We start from the raw sequence: 16,614 nt of genomic DNA, 5'->3' as shown, positions 1-16,614 counted from the left end.
TGGGCGGCTCGGCCGGAGCGGCCGGAATCCCCGATCTCCCGGGGATGGCCCCTTCCGCACCCGCCACTCCCACCGAGCCCCCGACCCACGGCCTCGGTGTCTCGCTGCCGGCCGCCGACGCGGCCGCCAAGACCCAGGGCGTCTTCCCGTACGCCGCCGACCTGTGGGCCGAGGGCCTGCTGTGGGCCGCCCTGCTGCGCTCGCCGCACCCGCACGCCCGGATCGTCTCGATCGACACGTCGGCCGCCGCCGCGATGGCGGGCGTCCGGGCCGTGATCACGCACGCGGACGTCCCCGGCGACGCGGCCCACGGCCGTGGCGTCGCCGACCGGCCGGTCTTCGCGTCGGAGCTGGTGCGCCACCACGGCGAGCCGATCGCCGCCGTCGCCGCCGACCACCCCGACACGGCCCGGCTCGCCGCCGCGGCCATCGCCGTCGAGTACGAGCTGCTGGAGCCGGTCACCGACCCGGAGCAGGCCTTCGCGGCCGAGCCGCTGCACCCCGACGGCAATCTGATCCGCCATATCCCGCTCCGCTTCGGCGACCCGGAGGTGACCGGGGAGGTCATCGTCGAGGGCCTGTACCGGATCGGGCGCCAGGACCCGGCGCCCATCGGCGCCGAGGCCGCGCTCGCCGTGCCGCGCCCGGACGGCGGTGTCGAGATCTACACCGCCTCCACCGACCCGCACGCCGACCGCGACCTGGCCGCCGCCTGCTTCGGGCTGGCGCCGGAGCGGGTGAAGATCGTCGTCACGGGCGTGCCGGGCGCGATGGGCGACCGCGAGGACCCGGGCATCCAGCTGCCGCTCGGCCTGCTGGCGCTGCGCACGGGCCACCCCGTCAAGCTCGCGGCGACCCGCGAGGAGTCCTTCCTCGCCCACCCGCACCGCCACCCCACGCTCCTGAGATACCGTCACCACGCGGACGCCGAGGGCAAGTTGGTGAAGGTCGAGGCGCAGATCCTGCTGGACGCGGGCGCCTACGCCGACTCCTCCGCCGAGGCCCTCGCCGCCGCCGTCTCCTTCGCCTGCGGCCCGTACGTCGTCCCGCACGCCTTCGTCGAGGGCTGGGCGGTACGGACCAACAACCCGCCCTCCGGCCACGTCCGCGGCGAAGGCGCCATGCAGGTGTGCGCCGCGTACGAGGGCCAGATGGACAAGCTCGCGGCCCGGCTCGGCATCGACCCCGCCGAGATCCGGCTGCGCAACATCATGGCCACCGGCGATCTGCTGCCCACCGGCCAGACCGTGACCTGCCCGGCCCCCGTGGCCGAACTCCTGCGCGCGGTAAGGGACTTCCCGCTGCCCGCCCTGCCGCTGGACGACCCCGAGGCGGACTGGCTGCTGCCCGGCGGCCCCGAGGGCTCCGGCGAGCCCGGTGCGGTGCGGCGCGGCGTCGGCTACGGCGTCGGCATGGTCCACATGCTCGGCGCGGAAGGCGCGGACGAGGTCTCCACCGCCACGGTCAAGGTCACCGGTTCGGTCGCCACGGTCATCTGCGCCGCGGTCGAGACGGGCCAGGGCTTCAGCACCCTCGCCCGCCAGATCGTCCAGGAGGTCCTCGGGCTCGAGGAGGTCTACGTCGCGCCCGTCGACACCGACCAGCCGCCCTGCGGTCCGGCCGCGCACGGCCGTCACACCTGGGTCTCCGGCGGCGCGGTCGAGCGGGCCGCGCGGATGGTGCGCACCCAGCTCCTCCAGCCGCTGGCCCACCAGTTCGGCATGTCCCACGAGCTGCTGACGATCGCCGACGGCAAGATCACGTCGTACGACGGGGTGCTCAGCACGACCGTCGCGGAGGCCCTGGACGGCAAGGAACTCTGGGCGACCGCCCAGTGCCGCCCCCACCCGACCGAGCCGCTGGACGACACGGGCCAGGGCGACGCGTTCGTCGGCCTCGCCTTCTGCGCCGTGCGCGCGGTCGTCGACGTCGACGTCGAGCTGGGCTCGGTGCGCGTGGTGGAGATGGCCGTCGCCCAGGACGTCGGCCGGGTGCTCAACCCCCGCCAGGCGCACGCCCGGATCGAGGCGGGCATCACCCAGGGCATCGGCGCGGCCCTCACCGAGAACCTCCGCACCACCGGCGGCCTCGTCCGCCGCCCCGACCTCACGGGCTACTCCCTGCCCACGTCGCTCGACACCCCCGACATCCGCATCGTGAAGCTGGTCGAGGAGCGCGACGTGGTCGCCCCCTTCGGCGCGAAGGCCATCAGCGCGGTCCCGGTCGTCACCTCCCCGGCGGCGGTGGCCGCGGCGGTACGCGCGGCGACGGGCCGCCCGGTCAACCGCCTGCCGATCCGGCCGCAGTCGGCGGTGTCCTCGAACGCCGGCGGGCTCGGCGGCTGAGCTCAGCCGCGTCCAGCCTGTCGGCTCCCGAATGCTGTGTACACCGGCACGGGGGACCGTCCACACATCTCAGCGTCACGTACGGGTCGCTCCGCGACGTATCGCCATAGGGGACGCCGAACTGACGGCGCTGCCGGTGTTCTGAGGCCCGAATCGAACGGATGAGTACTCGTACTCATGTCGCTGTCACTGCCTGTCAGTAGGCTGGGGACGCATGGTGATGCATTGACTGACGGGGAAGACGTGAGGGGCGGGGCGGTAGACGTGGTGGACGTGGCCGGTGGGGCGGCGGGGGCGAGCGGGCCGGGCGGGCCCGTTGGATCAACGGCGAGGCTGGAAGCGGACCTTGAGCAGCTGAAGTCCTTCCAGGGCCGTGTCGACGCCCTCCTGACCGACCTCACCGGTTCCGAGGGCGGCCCGGACCGCCTGACGGGCAACCGCCTCGCGCAGGCGGTGCTGGGCAAGTCGTTCGGCGAGGCGGACGCCCTGTACTCCGCGTACGACGACGTCCACACCCAGCTCGCGACCCTCTCCCAGCTCCTGTTCGACCAGATCGAGGCCCTGGGCACCGCCATCCACGCCTCCCGGGTCGGCTACGCCAACATCGACCAGGAAGCGCGCGAACGCATGTGGGCCATCCAGGCCCGGGCCAAGGAACACTACAACCGCGAACTGGACCCGCACCCCGCGAAGGACGTCCCGTCGGAGCCGAGTCCGCAGCCGAGCCCGAAGCCGACGCCGGGCAGCCAGAAGGGCAGCATCTGATGAGCACCCCACCTCCGGGCGGCGTAGGCCCGGTCATCCGGCGGACCGTCAACCCCGCCGTGATCACCTCCGACTTCGAGTCGCAATCCCACGAGCAGCTGCGCGCGATGATCGCGGACGCGGACCCGACGGCGACCCAGGCACTCGGCGACAGGCTCAAGGCCGCCGGAGTCGCCATCGGCAAGATCGGCGAAGACCTCCGGACGTACATGTCGCACGTCAACTGGGAGGGCGAGGCCGGCGACGCCTTCCGCACATGGGGCGCGAACATGGTCAACGCCACGACGCGACTGAGCGAGTTCAGCGACAAGGCGGGCACGTGGATGGGCCACGCGGCGGAAACGCTGAGCACGGTCAAGTCCTCGATGCCGGAGTACTCGGCGACGTCGAAGGCGACCCTGAACTCCTACCTGGCCCAGCACCCGGGCGGCTTCCTCCTCAAGCCCCCGGCCTCCTCCGACGCCCCCAAGCCGGGCGGCGGCGTCCTGGCCGGCCCCACCCCGGAGGCCGCGACGGCGGCCCAGAAGCGGCTCGACGAGGACCACGCGGAGGCGGTGCGTCTGATGCGGAAGCTCGCGGGGTCTTATGTGTGGTCGGCGCACAACATGGGGCAGGTGGAGAGGCCCGGGTTTCCGCCGGTTCGGGATGATCTGCTGCCGTCGCCCATCCGTGGGTCGGAATACATCCCAGGCCCTGGTGCCGCAGCGGGCCCTGCTTTTGCCGCTAGCGGTGGCTCGACGGAGCAGGGCGGGCGGGAAGCCGGAGCCGGAGCCGGTCCCGGAACCTACACAACAGGCGCGTCCACACACGCATCCGAAATGAATTCAGCCACCGGTTCTGCAACCTCGGCGCGCCCTGAACCTTTGCCTGTCTCCATGGACGTTGACGGCGGTGTGGTTGCCCCGACGGTTCCGGCTCCTCCGTCCGACGGGCTGGGGGCCTCGTCTCGCATTGAAGGGGCGCCTGAGCGAGTCCAGTTGCCGCCGACAGCGGGCGTGCCACCGATTGGGCATGTGAAGCCGGGGACACCCGGAGCGGGCCACGGCGAAGTCCCCGCAAGGACGGTGCCCGGCATGCCCGGGCATGGCGCTGGCGGTGGGGCAATTCCGAAGCAGGGAACGATTGGCGGCGTGGTGCCGGGTAGGGGCGCTGCCGGTGGTCGGGTCAACGTGCCGACGACAGGTGTACCGAACGACGGCATTTTCGGAGGCAGCCCCATGGCTCGGCCGCCTGGGCAGTCGTCGGCTCAGGTCCCCCGAGGCACGGTTATCGGAACAGAGCCCGTACATGGTCGCCCTCCGTTGGGCCATGGCCTCGGGGGGATCACACCAGGTGTCCCCAGTGGAGGCCCAGGGCGTGCAGGTAGTGGCGGACGGCGCCTGGCAACCGAAAGCGGTGGAATCGTCGGGGGACAAGCGCAGACGCGCCCTGGGGCTGTTGACCGACCGTTCACGCAAGGCGGGACGGGCTTGGTACGCAACCCGGGCCAGGCGCAGCCCAGCCGTGGGGGACCCCGGCGAGGGCAGCGCGATGGGCGCCCTGACTACTTGGTTGAGGACCACGACGGCTGGCATTGCGGCAATCGTCGCTCGGTACCCCCGGTCATCGATTGACGTCGGCCAGAAAGCAGAAGGAAGCACATGCGTCAAAGCCCTGGTACCGCAGCCCTCAGGCGAGGAGCGGTCTCCGCCGTTGCCACCTTTGTTGCTGTTGCCCTATCCGTCGGGCCTGCACGGGCTGACAGTCTCCGATCCCAGCAGTGGTACCTGGACGCGATGCATGCTGAGGAGATGTGGCGGACGAGTACGGGTGCGGGCGTGACAGTGGCTGTCATCGATACCGGTGTGGAGGCCGAGTTGCCCGACCTGCGGGGACAGGTCCTTCCCGGCAACGATTTCTCCGGGATCGAGGGAGGCGCCCACTCGGACTACGACGGGCACGGGACGTCAATGGCCGTACTTATTGCAGGAACTGGTAAGAGCAATGGAGGGTCTGGGGCCTTTGGCCTCGCGCCTGGGACCAAGATTCTTCCCTTGCGGGTTATTGGTAACACCGCGCCTGTCACGCAGAGGCTGCCGAGCAAAGCCATGAGTGAGGCTATCCGCTTCGCTGCCAACTCCGAGGCCAAGATTATCAACATCTCGATGGCGAGTCCGGGAGAGGACTTGCAGCAGGCGAAGGCCGTTGAGTACGCCCTCTCCAAAGGCAAATTGGTCTTCGCGGGCGTCGGAAACCACGGTCACAAGGACAACGCAGTCGCCTTTCCTGCAGCCTTCCCCGGAGTGGTGGGGGTGGCCGCGGTCGACGAGGAGATTGAGGCGACGCCGGAGTCGGAGCGTGGCCCGCAGGTAGACCTCGCTGCCCCAGGCGACAACATGATCACGACATGCAAGGGTGGCACCGGGATCTGCCGAGGCCACGGCACCAGCGACGCCACCGCCCTAGCCTCGGCCTCCGCCGCCCTCCTCTGGTCCGTCCACCCGGACTGGACGGCCAACCAAATCACCCGCGTCCTCATCAACACCGCCGGCGGCCCCCAGAACGGCGCCAAGCGCAGCGACTCCATCGGATACGGCGTAGTCCGCCCCCGCATCGCCCTCAAGAACCCCGGCGACCCGGGCCCCGCGGACGTGAACCCCCTCCCGGGCCCCAACTCCGCCTCGCCCGCGCCGCAGGCAACCGCACCCCGCGCCACCGGCGGCATGCCCGGACGCTCCGCCGCGGACTCCGCCGACAAAGCCGACGGCCTGCTCTCGACACGCAACGTCCTCGCAGCAGGCGGCGCAGCCGCAGTCGCCGTGGCGGCCGCCGTATCCGTGGGGCTCACGAGACGACGCAGGTCACGCCAGATGTAGCGTGCCGCAGGCATCCGCACGATCACACACCAACGGGGAAATCATGACGGTTGGCACAGGGCTGCCAGAAGACTGGGACAAGCGCTTCAACCCGAGCCGCTACGACGCCGATGGCAATCTGACCGCGAGCGCGCGCCAACAGGATGCCCAGATGGGCCTGGCGTCGTCCGGTGGTGGTGGCGGAGGCGGAGACGGTACACACAAGGCTTCGAAAGAGCCGTGGACTGCCGCCAGCGGCGTGGCTGACGACTTGCGCTCGTCTGTGAGCGAGGGGATCAACCAGCTCAAGAAGGCTCACGAGAATGTCACCAAGGGGACGTCGGGGTTCTCCAGCGCGAAGGTGTTGGCAGACATCCTCGGTTCGTGGGAAGGACGACTGCAGAAGGTCAAAGCCGAGTGCGATGGCCTCAGCAGCAGTCTGAAGCAGACCGGTATCGACTTCAGTCAGAACGACAAGCAGGTCAAGGGCACCTTTGCCTCCGGCAAGGGTGGAAAGTAGGGGGCCACCGGTCGTGGTGACGATCAAAGAGCTGACCGAGCTGGACAGGTCCAAGTTCTCGGGTGCTGCAGTTGGCTGGGCTGCTGTCAGCAACAGAGGCAATGCGGCAATGGACCGTGTGAACAACGAGATGATCGCCAAGCTCCAGCTGACTCAGAAGGGCCACGCCGAAGAGGCCGCGCGGCTGAGCTTGGATCGGCTGAGCAGCAACTTCCAGTACATCCATGCGGAATGTGGCCTCATACGGACGGCACTGAGCGGGCTCGCCTCCGAACTTGAGGGCCCGCAGCGCAAGCTCAAGGAAGCGCTGGCGGACGCCGCCGCCCTGCAGTTCACCGTCGATGCGAATGGTGCGGTCAAGTACCCGGCCACTGTCCCGTACGCGCCCAACCTCTCCGGAGCACAGCCGAAGGGCGTGCCGTTCGCCGCCAGCGCCGATCCCAACGAGGGCAAGGCCAGAGCCATAGCGAACCGTATAGCCGCCGCTCTCAGCGAGGCCAATGAGATCGACGGTCGTTACGCCAGGGCACTGGCGAAACTAAAGACGGATGCCTCTCTTAAGAAGCCCAATTGGGATGTCGCGCAAGACATCAAGGAAATCCAGGGTGCTGCGGGCAAATATCTTAAGGAATCGGACATCCCCAAGGGTAAATCCCCCAAGGAAAACGCTGCTTGGTGGGGGAGGCTCAGCCAGGCGCAGCGGGCGGAGTACATATCCGTCCACCCGGCCAGCGTCGGTGCTCTTGATGGTCTACCCGCCACTGCCCGAGACGAGGCAAACCGACTCGTGCTCGCTGAGGCTCGTGGAAGTGTTGAGAAGCAGCTCTGGGACCTCGACAGGGGGCCCAAGCCGAAGTACGAGCATCACATCAATCCCATCACCGGGCTTCCCCTGCAAGGAAAGGAGAATAGAAGGCTGGAGTGGGAAAATAAGAGGAAAAACCTGCAAGGCCAGCTGGCCGGCATGCAGCAAATTCAGAATCGGTTTCAAAGCGACGAAAAGGGGCTACCGAAGGCTTATCTTCTCGGTTTTGATACCAAGGGATTCGGTCGCGCTATCGTAGCAAATGGGAATCCAGATACTGCCGAACACACTGCGGTCTATGTGCCTGGAACGACGGCTCGGCTAAGCAACGCGGAAAATGATATGAAAAAAGCGCTTGCGTTGTGGAGGCAGAGTAACGCAATGCCTGGCAATCCATCCGTATCGACGGTTACTTGGATTGGATACTCTGCCCCGCAGACTGCGCGCCCGTTCGAGGGCGGACATATCATTCCTGAGGCTTCATCCCTATCCTATGCCGACAAGGCTGCTCCGCAACTGAGTAAATTTCTCGACGGTGTGCGAACGGCTCAGGGCGGACCTCACGCCAGCCACCTCACTGTCGTTGGGCACAGCTACGGCACTACGGCCATCGGTGACGCTTCGGTAAACGGTGGCGGCCTTGGGGCAGACGACATCGTAGCGGTCGCCAGCCCTGGAATGCTGGTAAAGCATGCTGATGAGCTCGATGCCCCAAAGGGGCATGTTTGGTCGGAAGCTGCGAGTTGGACCAAGGACCAAGTGCCGGCCGGTGGCAAGCTCGTACGCCTAGGGGGCGACAATGAGCTGACGCCGTGGCTTTCCCCGCTGAATCCGTTGACTCAAAATGTACCCTCTGACAGAGTTTTTGGGGCCAATATTATGCAGACTGACTCCAATGATCACGGAGGTTACTGGAAGGATGACTCGGTGAGTCTGTGGAATCAGGCGGCAGTGGTTACTGGAAACTATGACTCGGTGATTCGTGATTAACTCTATAACCCTCAAGGGCAAGCGCCATCGGCGCGGTTCGTTCATATTGGCAACCATTGTGATGAGTTTGATTCCTGGATGTGGCGTCATGGGTGATTCAAGTGCAAATGATCCCGCCCCCGAGGTGCGCGATGTCGACGATGCGCGAAATGTGGCCAAAGAGCTGTCTAGTCAGATCCTTGACGCCATAGGTCTGAAGGGGAAGACGAGCGAGCCCGGACCGGGGGTTTCGCCGTGCGAGGAGGATTCCAAGCATCTATATAAAATTCGGCACCCGTGGTCTCTTTGGGGAGTTCCCGAGCAGGACATGGAGCGATCCATGGAACGGCTCAAGGATGAACTGCCCAAGCGTGGCTGGAAAGTGGCAAGTTATGGGCGCAATAAGAGTGTCGCCAAAAACCTTGAGCTGATTGCTGAATCGACCAAGTTCAAGTTCTCCGTGAACATTACCTTCATGGATAAAAGGAGGTCGAGTGAAGAGACGGCCGCCAGGGCTGGCAAGACATCGGGCATCGTGGTCACCCTCGTATCGGCGTGCTTCCGTGTGCCGGAGGGTAAGATCGTCGATCAGTACTGATTGGGGTGAAAGTTCCAGATTGGGTGAGGGTGACTAATCGTGAACTGGTCGACCTTCTCACCTCTGGCCCGGGCTCTTTCAGTCGAGAGTGGCTTGGGGAGGGAAATAAGTCTACTGCCCCCATTGCTGCCCATGCACTCATAGACAGTCGCCTAGCACAGCGTCTGGGTTCGACTGCTCAAAAGACCGGCCACAACTGTGTCTTTGTGGGGCATCTGAGTCCTGCGCGAGTTGATGAGCATGTCGTGCGAATCCCCTCCGCTCAAGCAGATATTCTGCGGGCGCTTTCATGGTGCGAGGAGGGATTCGTCGTCACGTTGCCAGACCTCTCCGGGGCACTGCTTATGACGAACCAACACTACGCCTTGATCGCCGGGGATGAAGACTTCTTCAGGTATGCCGTTCCAGAGGGTGGCGATCAAGCGGCTATCAACTTCAAGAGATACGCGCAACGCGTCGGCCAGGACTTTCCGGCCGTGGCCGATGTCTCTGCGGCCTTTCGGCCACGCCAAAGGGCCTGGGCAAAGCGGAGCGATGTAGTTGAAGGCTCTGCCACGTCGGAACAGTTGTCACTTATGGATGCCTTCGCCGAAGAGGGGATCAGCGGATCGGATTTTGCTGATTCTTGGCTGACTGCCCGACACCGTGCTCAAGAGCAACAGGAACGTCTGCGGGAGAATTTTTCTGGAGTGATGAAAGAGGTATTTTACGCCCTGGAGGACTATTCCATCGACCCGCGATTCCGGGAGGACGGCGACCTGACTGACACTCAGTTGAGGGAGGTCGTCCGAAATGCCTTGAGCGAGGTTGAGTCGCTCGACTGAGACGGCTGAGGTCGCGCCACTCGCTTGGGGAAAGGATGACGCCCTCGTGACGTCGATGGCTTTTGTCGCTGCCATATGCTTGCGAGCGCATCCTGATCCGACCTGATCAACCTTCGCAGTTGTCCAGCCAAGCTATCGCCCACCCAGGGGTGTCGACCTCAATAGCTACTGGTGATGATAATCCCTGGACTTTTGGCGGCATTGGATCCGCGGGGTTGCCGGGATGCGGGCCGAAAATAGTGCCTCTGCTGGAATGAACCTGAATGGAAGTGCCGGTCGCTTGGAGTATTCATGATGTCTGGCGAGTTTCGTATGCCGGAGGCCGTCGATGTCTTGTCCGCGATCGGAGTGCTTCCTGAAACTCAGGAAGACAGCGAAACGCGGGTGATCCGCATCGTGGATAGCTCCGGCGGTGAGATCTCTTTTTCGTACGACTCAATGGAGCGATCCGTCAGGGTTGTATGGCAGCGCGGGCGAGAGGTCATCGTGGACCTCTTCCGAGAGGGTGCGACGAGCGTGGACATACGATCCGAAGCGGGCATCACCTACTTTCTTGTGGAGTTCCAGGATGAGGGCTGGTATGGAACTCTGAAGATTCAGGTGTTCCCGATCCTGTCACTCAAGGACACACTGCTTCGCAACTAGGTGCTTTCATGGGGCCACCTTCCGGATTTGATAGGCTCATCGAGTTCAGTACGCCGTCTTGCTGGCAGAGAGCCGTGAATGTTTGTAGATAGGCTGACCAAATTGGCGCCGCCACCCGTCGACCGGGTTGGCGAGGGCTGTAACTGGGAGACGCTCGAAGCTATATTTTCGTGTAGTTTGCCGCGTGATTACAAAGAGCTCGTCCAGTTGTACGGTCCGGGTTGCTTCGGTGGATTCTTGCACATCTATCAACCCAATGCGCCCTGGGCCCAACTGGACCTCAAGCGGCAATCAGATGCCGAGCTGGAATCGTTGCGGGAGCTACGGGAATTCGGAGAAGAAATCCCGTACCGCATCGACGAGTCGTCGGGTCTTCTCAATTTTGGGCGTTCTGATAACGGTGACGCACTTTTCTGGAATCGCTCCGATGCGGCGGACTCTGATAATTGGACCGTGGCTATCAAGGAGGCGCGAGGTGAAGAGTGGTTTGAGTTTGGGGGTGGCGTAGTCGAATTTCTTCAGGACTTTCTGATGCGTAAAGTCAGGGTGCCGGTATTTCCGGGCGATGTCCCTATCGAGGGAGCCGGTTTCGCGCCGTATGGCACTTGAGGATGCGATGAGCGATATCGAGATGTTCGTTGGGGGGAAGTAGCTGGCCGCAGCTGGTGTCTCGCGTCTGAAGAATGCTTTAGGCGTGAAGCGGGATGAGCTCGTTTGCTTTGCAGTGCTGATTTCCTCGCCCTCGGGCCGGCCTACTGGAGAGAATTAATACCCCGGCCTCCCACTTTCACGGAATATCAGGGAGTCTCTATGGCCATCGGAGACAAGAGGCTGATCGAATTGGCCCGAGGCATAGCCTCCATCCAGCCCGTGGAGCGGGAGGCTGCGTGTGGAACGGTGACGGACTGGATCACATCATTTGACGCCCGTGAGGTTGGCCTATTGGCTGCGTTGCTGGCCTCTGCCGCTGCTCAGGAAGAAGCCCCGACCTGCAGAGAGAGCCAACTGCATGCGCTCGTCGAGTTGGTGGACACTGGCTTCGTGTCATCCGCACATGTAATGCCACTTTGGCAGGTCGACAGAGATGGCCTCGGGATCACAGAGGCCGAGTACTTGGACTATCTGAGCGATGAGCTTCGTTAGGGGGAGCCTTCGGGCGCGCCGGGCAGCCCTGGCGGTGCCGTCCAGGGCGTGGCCGATCTGTAGGCAGGCGTTTGCCGTCGCTGTCGCCGCCGCAGACAGCTGCGTCTCGGCGTCCACGAACACGGAGCCGTGGAAGCTGTCCAGTCGAACGGTGCCGAGGCTGAGGACCGGACCGTGGGCGTCGGTGCGATGGTGGTACGGGGTGTCGCGGCTGACCGTGCTAGATGAGCATCCCGCGCACGCCGCAGACGTCGGTGACGAACGCCTGTCGTGAGCGTGCCGCCACCGGAGATGAACTCGTTCAGCTTGGTGGCGCACGCCCGGACGTGGTGCGACGTGTGGTGAAGCAGAAGTGAAGCGCAGCCGTCAGCTCGCTATTCGTTCCCGTTCCGCTTCCGCCCCCTTCAGGGGGAGTATCCACAGTGCGGCCCACAGGACCGTTCGTGTCACCAGGCCTGCCAGGGCCGCCGCGGCGAAGCCGGTCACCTGGAGGTCGCCGCCCGCCAGATCGAAGAGCCAGGCGGCCAGGAGCCATATCAGGGTGTCCTGGAGCCAGCCGGCCGCTCCGAGGATGAGGAGGACCGCCGGGACCTTGGGGCGGGTGAAGGCCGGGGTGGTGTCCACCAGGGTGGTCAGGATCATGAAGAGAAAGGCGGTCAGGGCCGCCGTCAGGAGTCTGTCCGGCAGGCTGTCGCCGCCGAGGGTCACTCCGGGAAGGAGGCCCGCGGACAGCGCAATGCCCGCCACGAGGCCGATCTTGCGCTGGTTTTCTTCAGTCATGGGCGGCACTGTGACATGACGTCACCGCACTCGAAAAATTGCGGAGCGGTCTCCCGGCACCTCCCGTGGCCGGAATTCACGCGTAGGCGCCGTACAGTCCCGCGAGCAACCACATCAGGAAGCAGGCCGTCGGGACGGTGATGACGGATCCGAGAACGAGCCCCACGCGAGCCATGCAGGCGTTGCTCGCCTCACCACGCTTGGCTCTTCTGAGGCCCACCACGCCACAGACGATCGCGGCGATGCCGACCGGGATCACCAGGAAGAAGCCCCCGTTCACGGTGGTCAGCATGTACGACGCCAGAGCGAGAACCAACGCCGCCGTCCCCGCGCCGTCGCGGTCGTTCGGCGTCGCGGGCGGGCTCTGGTGCGGCGGGAACATGGCTCGTTGTGTCATGTCCCGAGCGTATGGACGCCCCACCCCGGCAGGCATCGGGGTTGGTACTCATCGCCCGGCTGCCCGGGTACTCATACAGAGGCCGTGGCGGGAATCGAACCCGCGTAACTCGCTTTGCAGGCGAGTCCCTCAACCACTCGGGCACACGGCCGTGTTGTGCCTTCCCGCATGACCATAGGTGCGTGATGGTCAGAGCTCAATGGTCCCGTCGGGGTTGGCGCAAGTTGCCATATGGCTGACATGCCGCGTTCATCGGGGTTCATCGTCGTTCGCCGAGGTCCCCAGGAACTCCTCCACCACCGGGCGGAACATCTCCGGCTCGTCCACCCACGGGTAGTGGCCAACCCCGTGCAGCGGCCTCAGTGTCGCGTTCGGGATGGACTCGGCGACCGCCTCGCCCGCGCGCATGCCCGTCACGCCGTCACGGTCGCCGGTCACCACCAGGGTCGGGCAGTCCAGCTCGCGCAGGGCCGCGAGGAGGGCCAGGCGGGAGGGTTCGTCGACGCCCTGCCAGAAGCCCGCGCGGGGGACCGGGTTCAGTTGGTCGCCCTCGGTGGCCGCGTGGGTGCGTTGGGGGGTGTCCCAGCGGCCGTAGGCCAGGGGGGCCGCGCGGAGGAGGAGGGAGCGGACCTCCGCCATGTCCGTCGCCGAGGCCAGCATGTGGACGGCCACGTACGCGTCCTTCCACCAGGGTTCCGTGGCCCGGGACTCGAAGATCTGCTCGGCGTCGTCGGGGAGTTCGCCCTGGAGGCGGGAGCCGGGGGTGACCAGGACGAGGTGGGACAGATGGTGCCCGTGCGAGGCCGCGTACGCCTGGGCCGTCGCGCAGGCCGCGTCGTGGGCGAGCAGCGCGAAACGCGGGACGTCCAGGTGGGTGCGGAGTGCCTCCAGGTCCTGGGCCAGGGAGGGGAAGGCGTACGCAGCGGGGTCCGCGGCCGGCGGGGAGGCGCCCGTGCCGCGGCTGTCGGGGACGATCAGAGTGTGGTGCGCGTCGAGGCCGCCCAGATCGCCCAGATATGCGGCGTCACGGCCCGGTCCGCCGGCCAGGCAGACCAGCGGCGGGGCCGTCGAACCGTCACGTGCTTCCCGCACGCTGTAGGCCAGCTCCGTGCCGTCGAAGGACGTGAAATGTGAAACGTAGGGGGGCATGGCATCTTCCCTGCCCGATTTGTGCAAGCCCAAGCAAGCCCGGACCTGATCCAAAAGCATCCATTGGTCACTTGCCCTGCTGTCCCAACCTCCGCTTATGATTCAACGGTGTTCGACTCCCGGCACATCAGGACGTTCCACGAAGTGGTCAAGGCCGGTTCCTACTCGGCGGCCGCTCGCTCGCTGGGCTATACGCAGCCCGCGATCACGCAGCAGATGAAGGCCCTCGAACGTTCCGTCGGCACCCCGCTCTTCATCCGCGTCGGCCGCAGGATGCGGCTCACCGAGGCCGGTGAGGCCCTCTCCCGGCACGCCGAGACCATCCTCGACAGCCTCACCGCCGCCCAGGCGCAGATGGGTTCCCTCACCCGGCTGCGCTCCGGGCGGGTGAGGGTCTGTGCCTTCCCCAGCGCCAGCGCCACGCTGATACCCGAGACGGTGGCCCGCCTCGCCATCGACCACCCCGGTGTCCGGGTCGAGCTCCAGGAGAGCGAGCCCCCCGACTCGCTCCACCGTCTCGTGCGCGGCGAGTGCGACATCACCCTCGCCTTCACCTATCCCGGCCTGCGGGAACAGGTCCCCGAGGAGCTGGTCGAGATACCGCTCATGGAGGACCAGCTCACCGTCCTGCTGCCGATAGGGCATCCGCTCGCCCGCCGGCGCGCCGTCAAACTCGCCGATCTCGCGGAGGAGCGCTGGATCGCCGGCTGTCTGCGCTGCCGCACCAACTTCCTGCACGAGTGCGCCGAGCAGGGCTTCGCGCCCGACATCGCGTTCACGACCGACGACAATCTCGTCGTCCAGTCGCTCGTCGCGGAGGGGCTCGGCGTCGCGATGATGCCCGGCCTCGTCCTGTCCTTCCTCCGCCACGACAAGATCACCGGGCGGGCGCTGGACCCGGCCTGCCGCCGCCAGGTCTCCGCCTACGTCCTCCGCGACCACCTCCGCATCCCCGCCACCGCGCTCGTCATGGACGGGCTGAAAGCGGTCGCCGCCCGACGCGTCGGATGTTGAGCGACGGGCACGGTCGTTCCGCGCGCGACACACATCCATAAGCCCGTGTTGGCACCCCGCCAAGAAACTGTCGTTGGACGTGATGGTTCCAGCGGATCGACTCTGCACGTATGACCACACCCACCGCAGCCTTGACGACCGCTCGCCTCGACCAGCTCGTCGACGACGTCCGGGCGGCTGTAGGCCGTGGCCTGCCGCCCGACACGACGGCGTACCTCGTCGGCGAACGGCTCGCGGGCCACCTCGGCGCCCCCGACCTGCTCACCGCCGAACAGCGCGAGGGCGACCCCGACCGCTACCGCCAGCACATCCTGCACGCCGAGTCCGACGGCAGCTTCTCCGTCGTCGCGCTCGTCTGGCTGCCCGGCCAGCAGACGGCTGTCCACGACCACGTCTCGTGGTGCGTCACCGGCGTCCACGAGGGGCAGGAGAGCGAGCGCCGTTACCGCCTCGTCCCCGACGGCACGACCGCCCACCTCGTCGCCACCGAGGACGTGGTCAACGGCCAGGGCGACGTCTGCGGCTTCGCGCCGCCCGGCGACATCCACCGCGTGCGCAACTCCTGTTCGTCCAAGGCGATCTCCATTCACATCTACGGCGCCGACGTCGCCCGTCTCGGCTCCAGCGTCCGGCGCGTCTACGACCTGCCGGTCGGCGAACTGTGATGACCTCCCGAGCCCCCCGAACCCCCTCCTCGCGAGGAGTGCCGTCGTGGCACTGATCAGCTCGCGCGTACGGGACCACGCGGTCGGCGGCGACGGCGGCACTCCCGGCGCGCCCAAGCCGCCCCGCAAGGTCCCCGCCCCGCTCCCCGGGCTCGCCATGGCCGCCGTCGGCGTCGTGCTCGCCTGGGCGGTGCACCTGCTCGTCCCCGCCGTCCCCATGCTCACCGCCGCCGTCGTGCTCGGCATCGCCGCCGCGCACACCCCCGGTCTGCGCGCCCGCATACGCGGCACCGGCCGGGCCGGACTGACCATGGCCGGGAAACGGCTCATGCGGATCGGCATCGTGCTGCTCGGCCTCAAGCTCAGCCTCCACGACGTCCTCGGGCTCGGCTGGGCCACCGTCGTGATGGTGCTCGCCGTCGTCGCCGCCACGTTCGGCGGGACGCTCTGGCTCGGGCGCAAGCTCGGGCTGCGCGGCGACCAGCCACTGCTGATCGCCACCGGCTACTCCATCTGCGGCGCCTCCGCGATCGGCGCGGTCAGCGAGGTCACGGGCAGCGACGAGGAGGACGTCGCGACGTCCGTGGCTCTCGTGACGCTCTGCGGCACGCTCGCCATCGCCGTGCTGCCGCTGCTGCACCACCCGCTCGGCCTCGACGACGCGCAGTTCGGACGCTGGGTCGGCGCGGGCGTGCACGACGTCGGCCAGGTCGTGGCCACCGCCCAGACCGCCGGGCCGGACGCCCTGACCGACGCCGTCCTCGTCAAGCTCATGCGGGTGGCCATGCTCGCGCCGCTCGTCGCCGCCGTCGCCATGTCCGTACGGGCCCGCCGCGCCACCCCGGCCGCTACCTCGACCGGCAAGCGGCCCGCGCTCGTCCCCCTCTTCGTCCTCGGCTTCCTCGCCATGGTCGCCGTCCGCAGCACCGGCCTGGTGCCCGGCGGGGTGCTCGACATCGCCCAGCACGCGCAGGAGCTGCTGCTCGCCGCCGCCCTGTTCGGCCTCGGCAGCGCGGTGCACCTGCCCTCGCTCGTCCGGACCGGGGGCCGGGTCGCGGCGCTCGGGCTGTCCTCCTGGGTCGTGATCGCCGGAGCGTCGTACGTGGGCGTGCTGCTCACGACGTGACGCGCGTCCCCTCCGCCTCCCGCGGCTCCGCAAGC

16 protein-coding genes and 1 tRNA gene are annotated in these 16,614 nt (G+C 66.7%); 13 read left to right on the top strand and 4 right to left on the bottom strand.

The annotated features are described in order from the left end of the window. Positions 1-44: 44 nt before the first annotated feature. The 10 genes from AB8O64_RS14030 to AB8O64_RS13985 all read left to right on the top strand — a co-directional run bounded on the left by AB8O64_RS14030 (position 45) and on the right by AB8O64_RS13985 (position 11,448). On the top strand, positions 45-2,345 hold the full coding sequence (locus tag AB8O64_RS14030) for a xanthine dehydrogenase family protein molybdopterin-binding subunit (RefSeq protein ID WP_370423865.1): 2,301 nt from the start codon (positions 45-47) through the stop codon (positions 2,343-2,345). Between the two features lie 225 nt (positions 2,346-2,570). Continuing rightward, a complete protein-coding gene (locus AB8O64_RS14025) occupies positions 2,571-3,110 on the top strand; it encodes a hypothetical protein (RefSeq protein ID WP_370419480.1) in 540 nt (179 codons plus the stop codon). Positions 3,111-4,885: 1,775 nt separating this feature from the next. Continuing rightward, positions 4,886-5,965 (top strand): type VII secretion-associated serine protease mycosin, encoded by a 1,080-nt coding sequence (gene mycP / locus AB8O64_RS14020; protein ID WP_370419479.1) that lies wholly within the window; start codon positions 4,886-4,888, stop codon positions 5,963-5,965. A 43-nt stretch (positions 5,966-6,008) separates the two neighbouring features. Beyond that, positions 6,009-6,464, top strand: a complete 456-nt coding sequence (locus AB8O64_RS14015; protein ID WP_370419478.1) for a hypothetical protein — start codon at positions 6,009-6,011, stop codon at positions 6,462-6,464. Between the two features lie 13 nt (positions 6,465-6,477). Next, positions 6,478-8,259, top strand: a complete 1,782-nt coding sequence (locus AB8O64_RS14010; RefSeq protein WP_370419477.1) for an alpha/beta hydrolase — start codon at positions 6,478-6,480, stop codon at positions 8,257-8,259. Continuing rightward, a complete protein-coding gene (locus AB8O64_RS14005; protein WP_370419476.1) occupies positions 8,252-8,836 on the top strand; it encodes a hypothetical protein in 585 nt (194 codons plus the stop codon). The genes AB8O64_RS14010 and AB8O64_RS14005 overlap by 8 nt, the downstream gene beginning before the upstream one ends. A gap of 29 nt (positions 8,837-8,865) precedes the next feature. Beyond that, positions 8,866-9,660, top strand: a complete 795-nt coding sequence (locus AB8O64_RS14000) for a colicin immunity domain-containing protein (RefSeq protein WP_370419475.1) — start codon at positions 8,866-8,868, stop codon at positions 9,658-9,660. A gap of 291 nt (positions 9,661-9,951) precedes the next feature. Further along, positions 9,952-10,305: a hypothetical protein gene (locus tag AB8O64_RS13995; protein WP_370419474.1), complete on the top strand. Its 354-nt coding sequence runs from the start codon at positions 9,952-9,954 to the stop codon at positions 10,303-10,305. A gap of 237 nt (positions 10,306-10,542) precedes the next feature. Continuing rightward, positions 10,543-10,914 (top strand): hypothetical protein, encoded by a 372-nt coding sequence (locus AB8O64_RS13990; RefSeq protein WP_370419473.1) that lies wholly within the window; start codon positions 10,543-10,545, stop codon positions 10,912-10,914. A 201-nt stretch (positions 10,915-11,115) separates the two neighbouring features. After that, entirely contained in the window at positions 11,116-11,448 is a 333-nt protein-coding gene (locus tag AB8O64_RS13985; RefSeq protein ID WP_370419472.1) for a hypothetical protein, read from the top strand. 366 nt (positions 11,449-11,814) lie between these two features. Here the strand turns inward: AB8O64_RS13985 and AB8O64_RS13980 are convergent, their stop codons facing one another. The 4 genes from AB8O64_RS13980 to AB8O64_RS13965 form a co-directional block, all read right to left on the bottom strand. Beyond that, positions 11,815-12,228: a hypothetical protein gene (locus AB8O64_RS13980; protein WP_370419471.1), complete on the bottom strand. Its 414-nt coding sequence runs from the start codon at positions 12,226-12,228 to the stop codon at positions 11,815-11,817. Between the two features lie 76 nt (positions 12,229-12,304). Then, a complete protein-coding gene (locus AB8O64_RS13975) occupies positions 12,305-12,625 on the bottom strand; it encodes a DUF4190 domain-containing protein (protein WP_370419470.1) in 321 nt (106 codons plus the stop codon). Positions 12,626-12,704: 79 nt separating this feature from the next. Further along, a tRNA-Cys gene (locus tag AB8O64_RS13970) sits at positions 12,705-12,776 on the bottom strand. 98 nt (positions 12,777-12,874) lie between these two features. Further along, positions 12,875-13,774: an alpha/beta fold hydrolase gene (locus tag AB8O64_RS13965; RefSeq protein WP_370419469.1), complete on the bottom strand. Its 900-nt coding sequence runs from the start codon at positions 13,772-13,774 to the stop codon at positions 12,875-12,877. Positions 13,775-13,882: 108 nt separating this feature from the next. Between AB8O64_RS13965 and AB8O64_RS13960 the strand changes: the two genes are divergently transcribed. The 3 genes from AB8O64_RS13960 (at position 13,883) to AB8O64_RS13950 (ending at position 16,579) form a co-directional block, all read left to right on the top strand. After that, positions 13,883-14,788 carry a LysR family transcriptional regulator gene (locus AB8O64_RS13960; protein WP_130878060.1) on the top strand — a complete coding sequence of 302 codons (906 nt, stop codon included), beginning with the start codon at positions 13,883-13,885 and terminating at the stop codon, positions 14,786-14,788. A gap of 110 nt (positions 14,789-14,898) precedes the next feature. Then, positions 14,899-15,453: a cysteine dioxygenase gene (locus tag AB8O64_RS13955; RefSeq protein ID WP_370419468.1), complete on the top strand. Its 555-nt coding sequence runs from the start codon at positions 14,899-14,901 to the stop codon at positions 15,451-15,453. Positions 15,454-15,499: 46 nt separating this feature from the next. Then, positions 15,500-16,579 carry a YeiH family protein gene (locus AB8O64_RS13950; RefSeq protein ID WP_370419467.1) on the top strand — a complete coding sequence of 360 codons (1,080 nt, stop codon included), beginning with the start codon at positions 15,500-15,502 and terminating at the stop codon, positions 16,577-16,579. Positions 16,580-16,614: the final 35 nt, after the last annotated feature.

Source organism: Streptomyces sp. QH1-20, from assembly GCF_041283565.1.
Classification (GTDB): domain Bacteria; phylum Actinomycetota; class Actinomycetes; order Streptomycetales; family Streptomycetaceae; genus Streptomyces; species Streptomyces syringius.
Note: the sequence above shows the minus strand (reverse complement) of the source record. Positions and strands in the feature narration are given on the sequence as shown.

Bases quoted from the DNA above. Each gene is read 5' to 3' on its own strand.
- AB8O64_RS14030 (WP_370423865.1), top strand. From the start codon at position 45: ATGGCCCCTTCCGCACCCGCCACTCCCACCGAGCCCCCGACCCACGGC.
- mycP (WP_370419479.1), top strand. From the start codon at position 4,886: ATGCATGCTGAGGAGATGTGGCGGACGAGTACGGGTGCGGGCGTGACA.
- AB8O64_RS14015 (WP_370419478.1), top strand. From the start codon at position 6,009: ATGACGGTTGGCACAGGGCTGCCAGAAGACTGGGACAAGCGCTTCAAC.
- AB8O64_RS13995 (WP_370419474.1), top strand. From the start codon at position 9,952: ATGATGTCTGGCGAGTTTCGTATGCCGGAGGCCGTCGATGTCTTGTCC.
- AB8O64_RS13985 (WP_370419472.1), top strand. From the start codon at position 11,116: ATGGCCATCGGAGACAAGAGGCTGATCGAATTGGCCCGAGGCATAGCC.
- AB8O64_RS13980 (WP_370419471.1), bottom strand. From the start codon at position 12,228: ATGACTGAAGAAAACCAGCGCAAGATCGGCCTCGTGGCGGGCATTGCG.
- AB8O64_RS13975 (WP_370419470.1), bottom strand. From the start codon at position 12,625: ATGACACAACGAGCCATGTTCCCGCCGCACCAGAGCCCGCCCGCGACG.
- AB8O64_RS13965 (WP_370419469.1), bottom strand. From the start codon at position 13,774: ATGCCCCCCTACGTTTCACATTTCACGTCCTTCGACGGCACGGAGCTG.
- AB8O64_RS13955 (WP_370419468.1), top strand. From the start codon at position 14,899: ATGACCACACCCACCGCAGCCTTGACGACCGCTCGCCTCGACCAGCTC.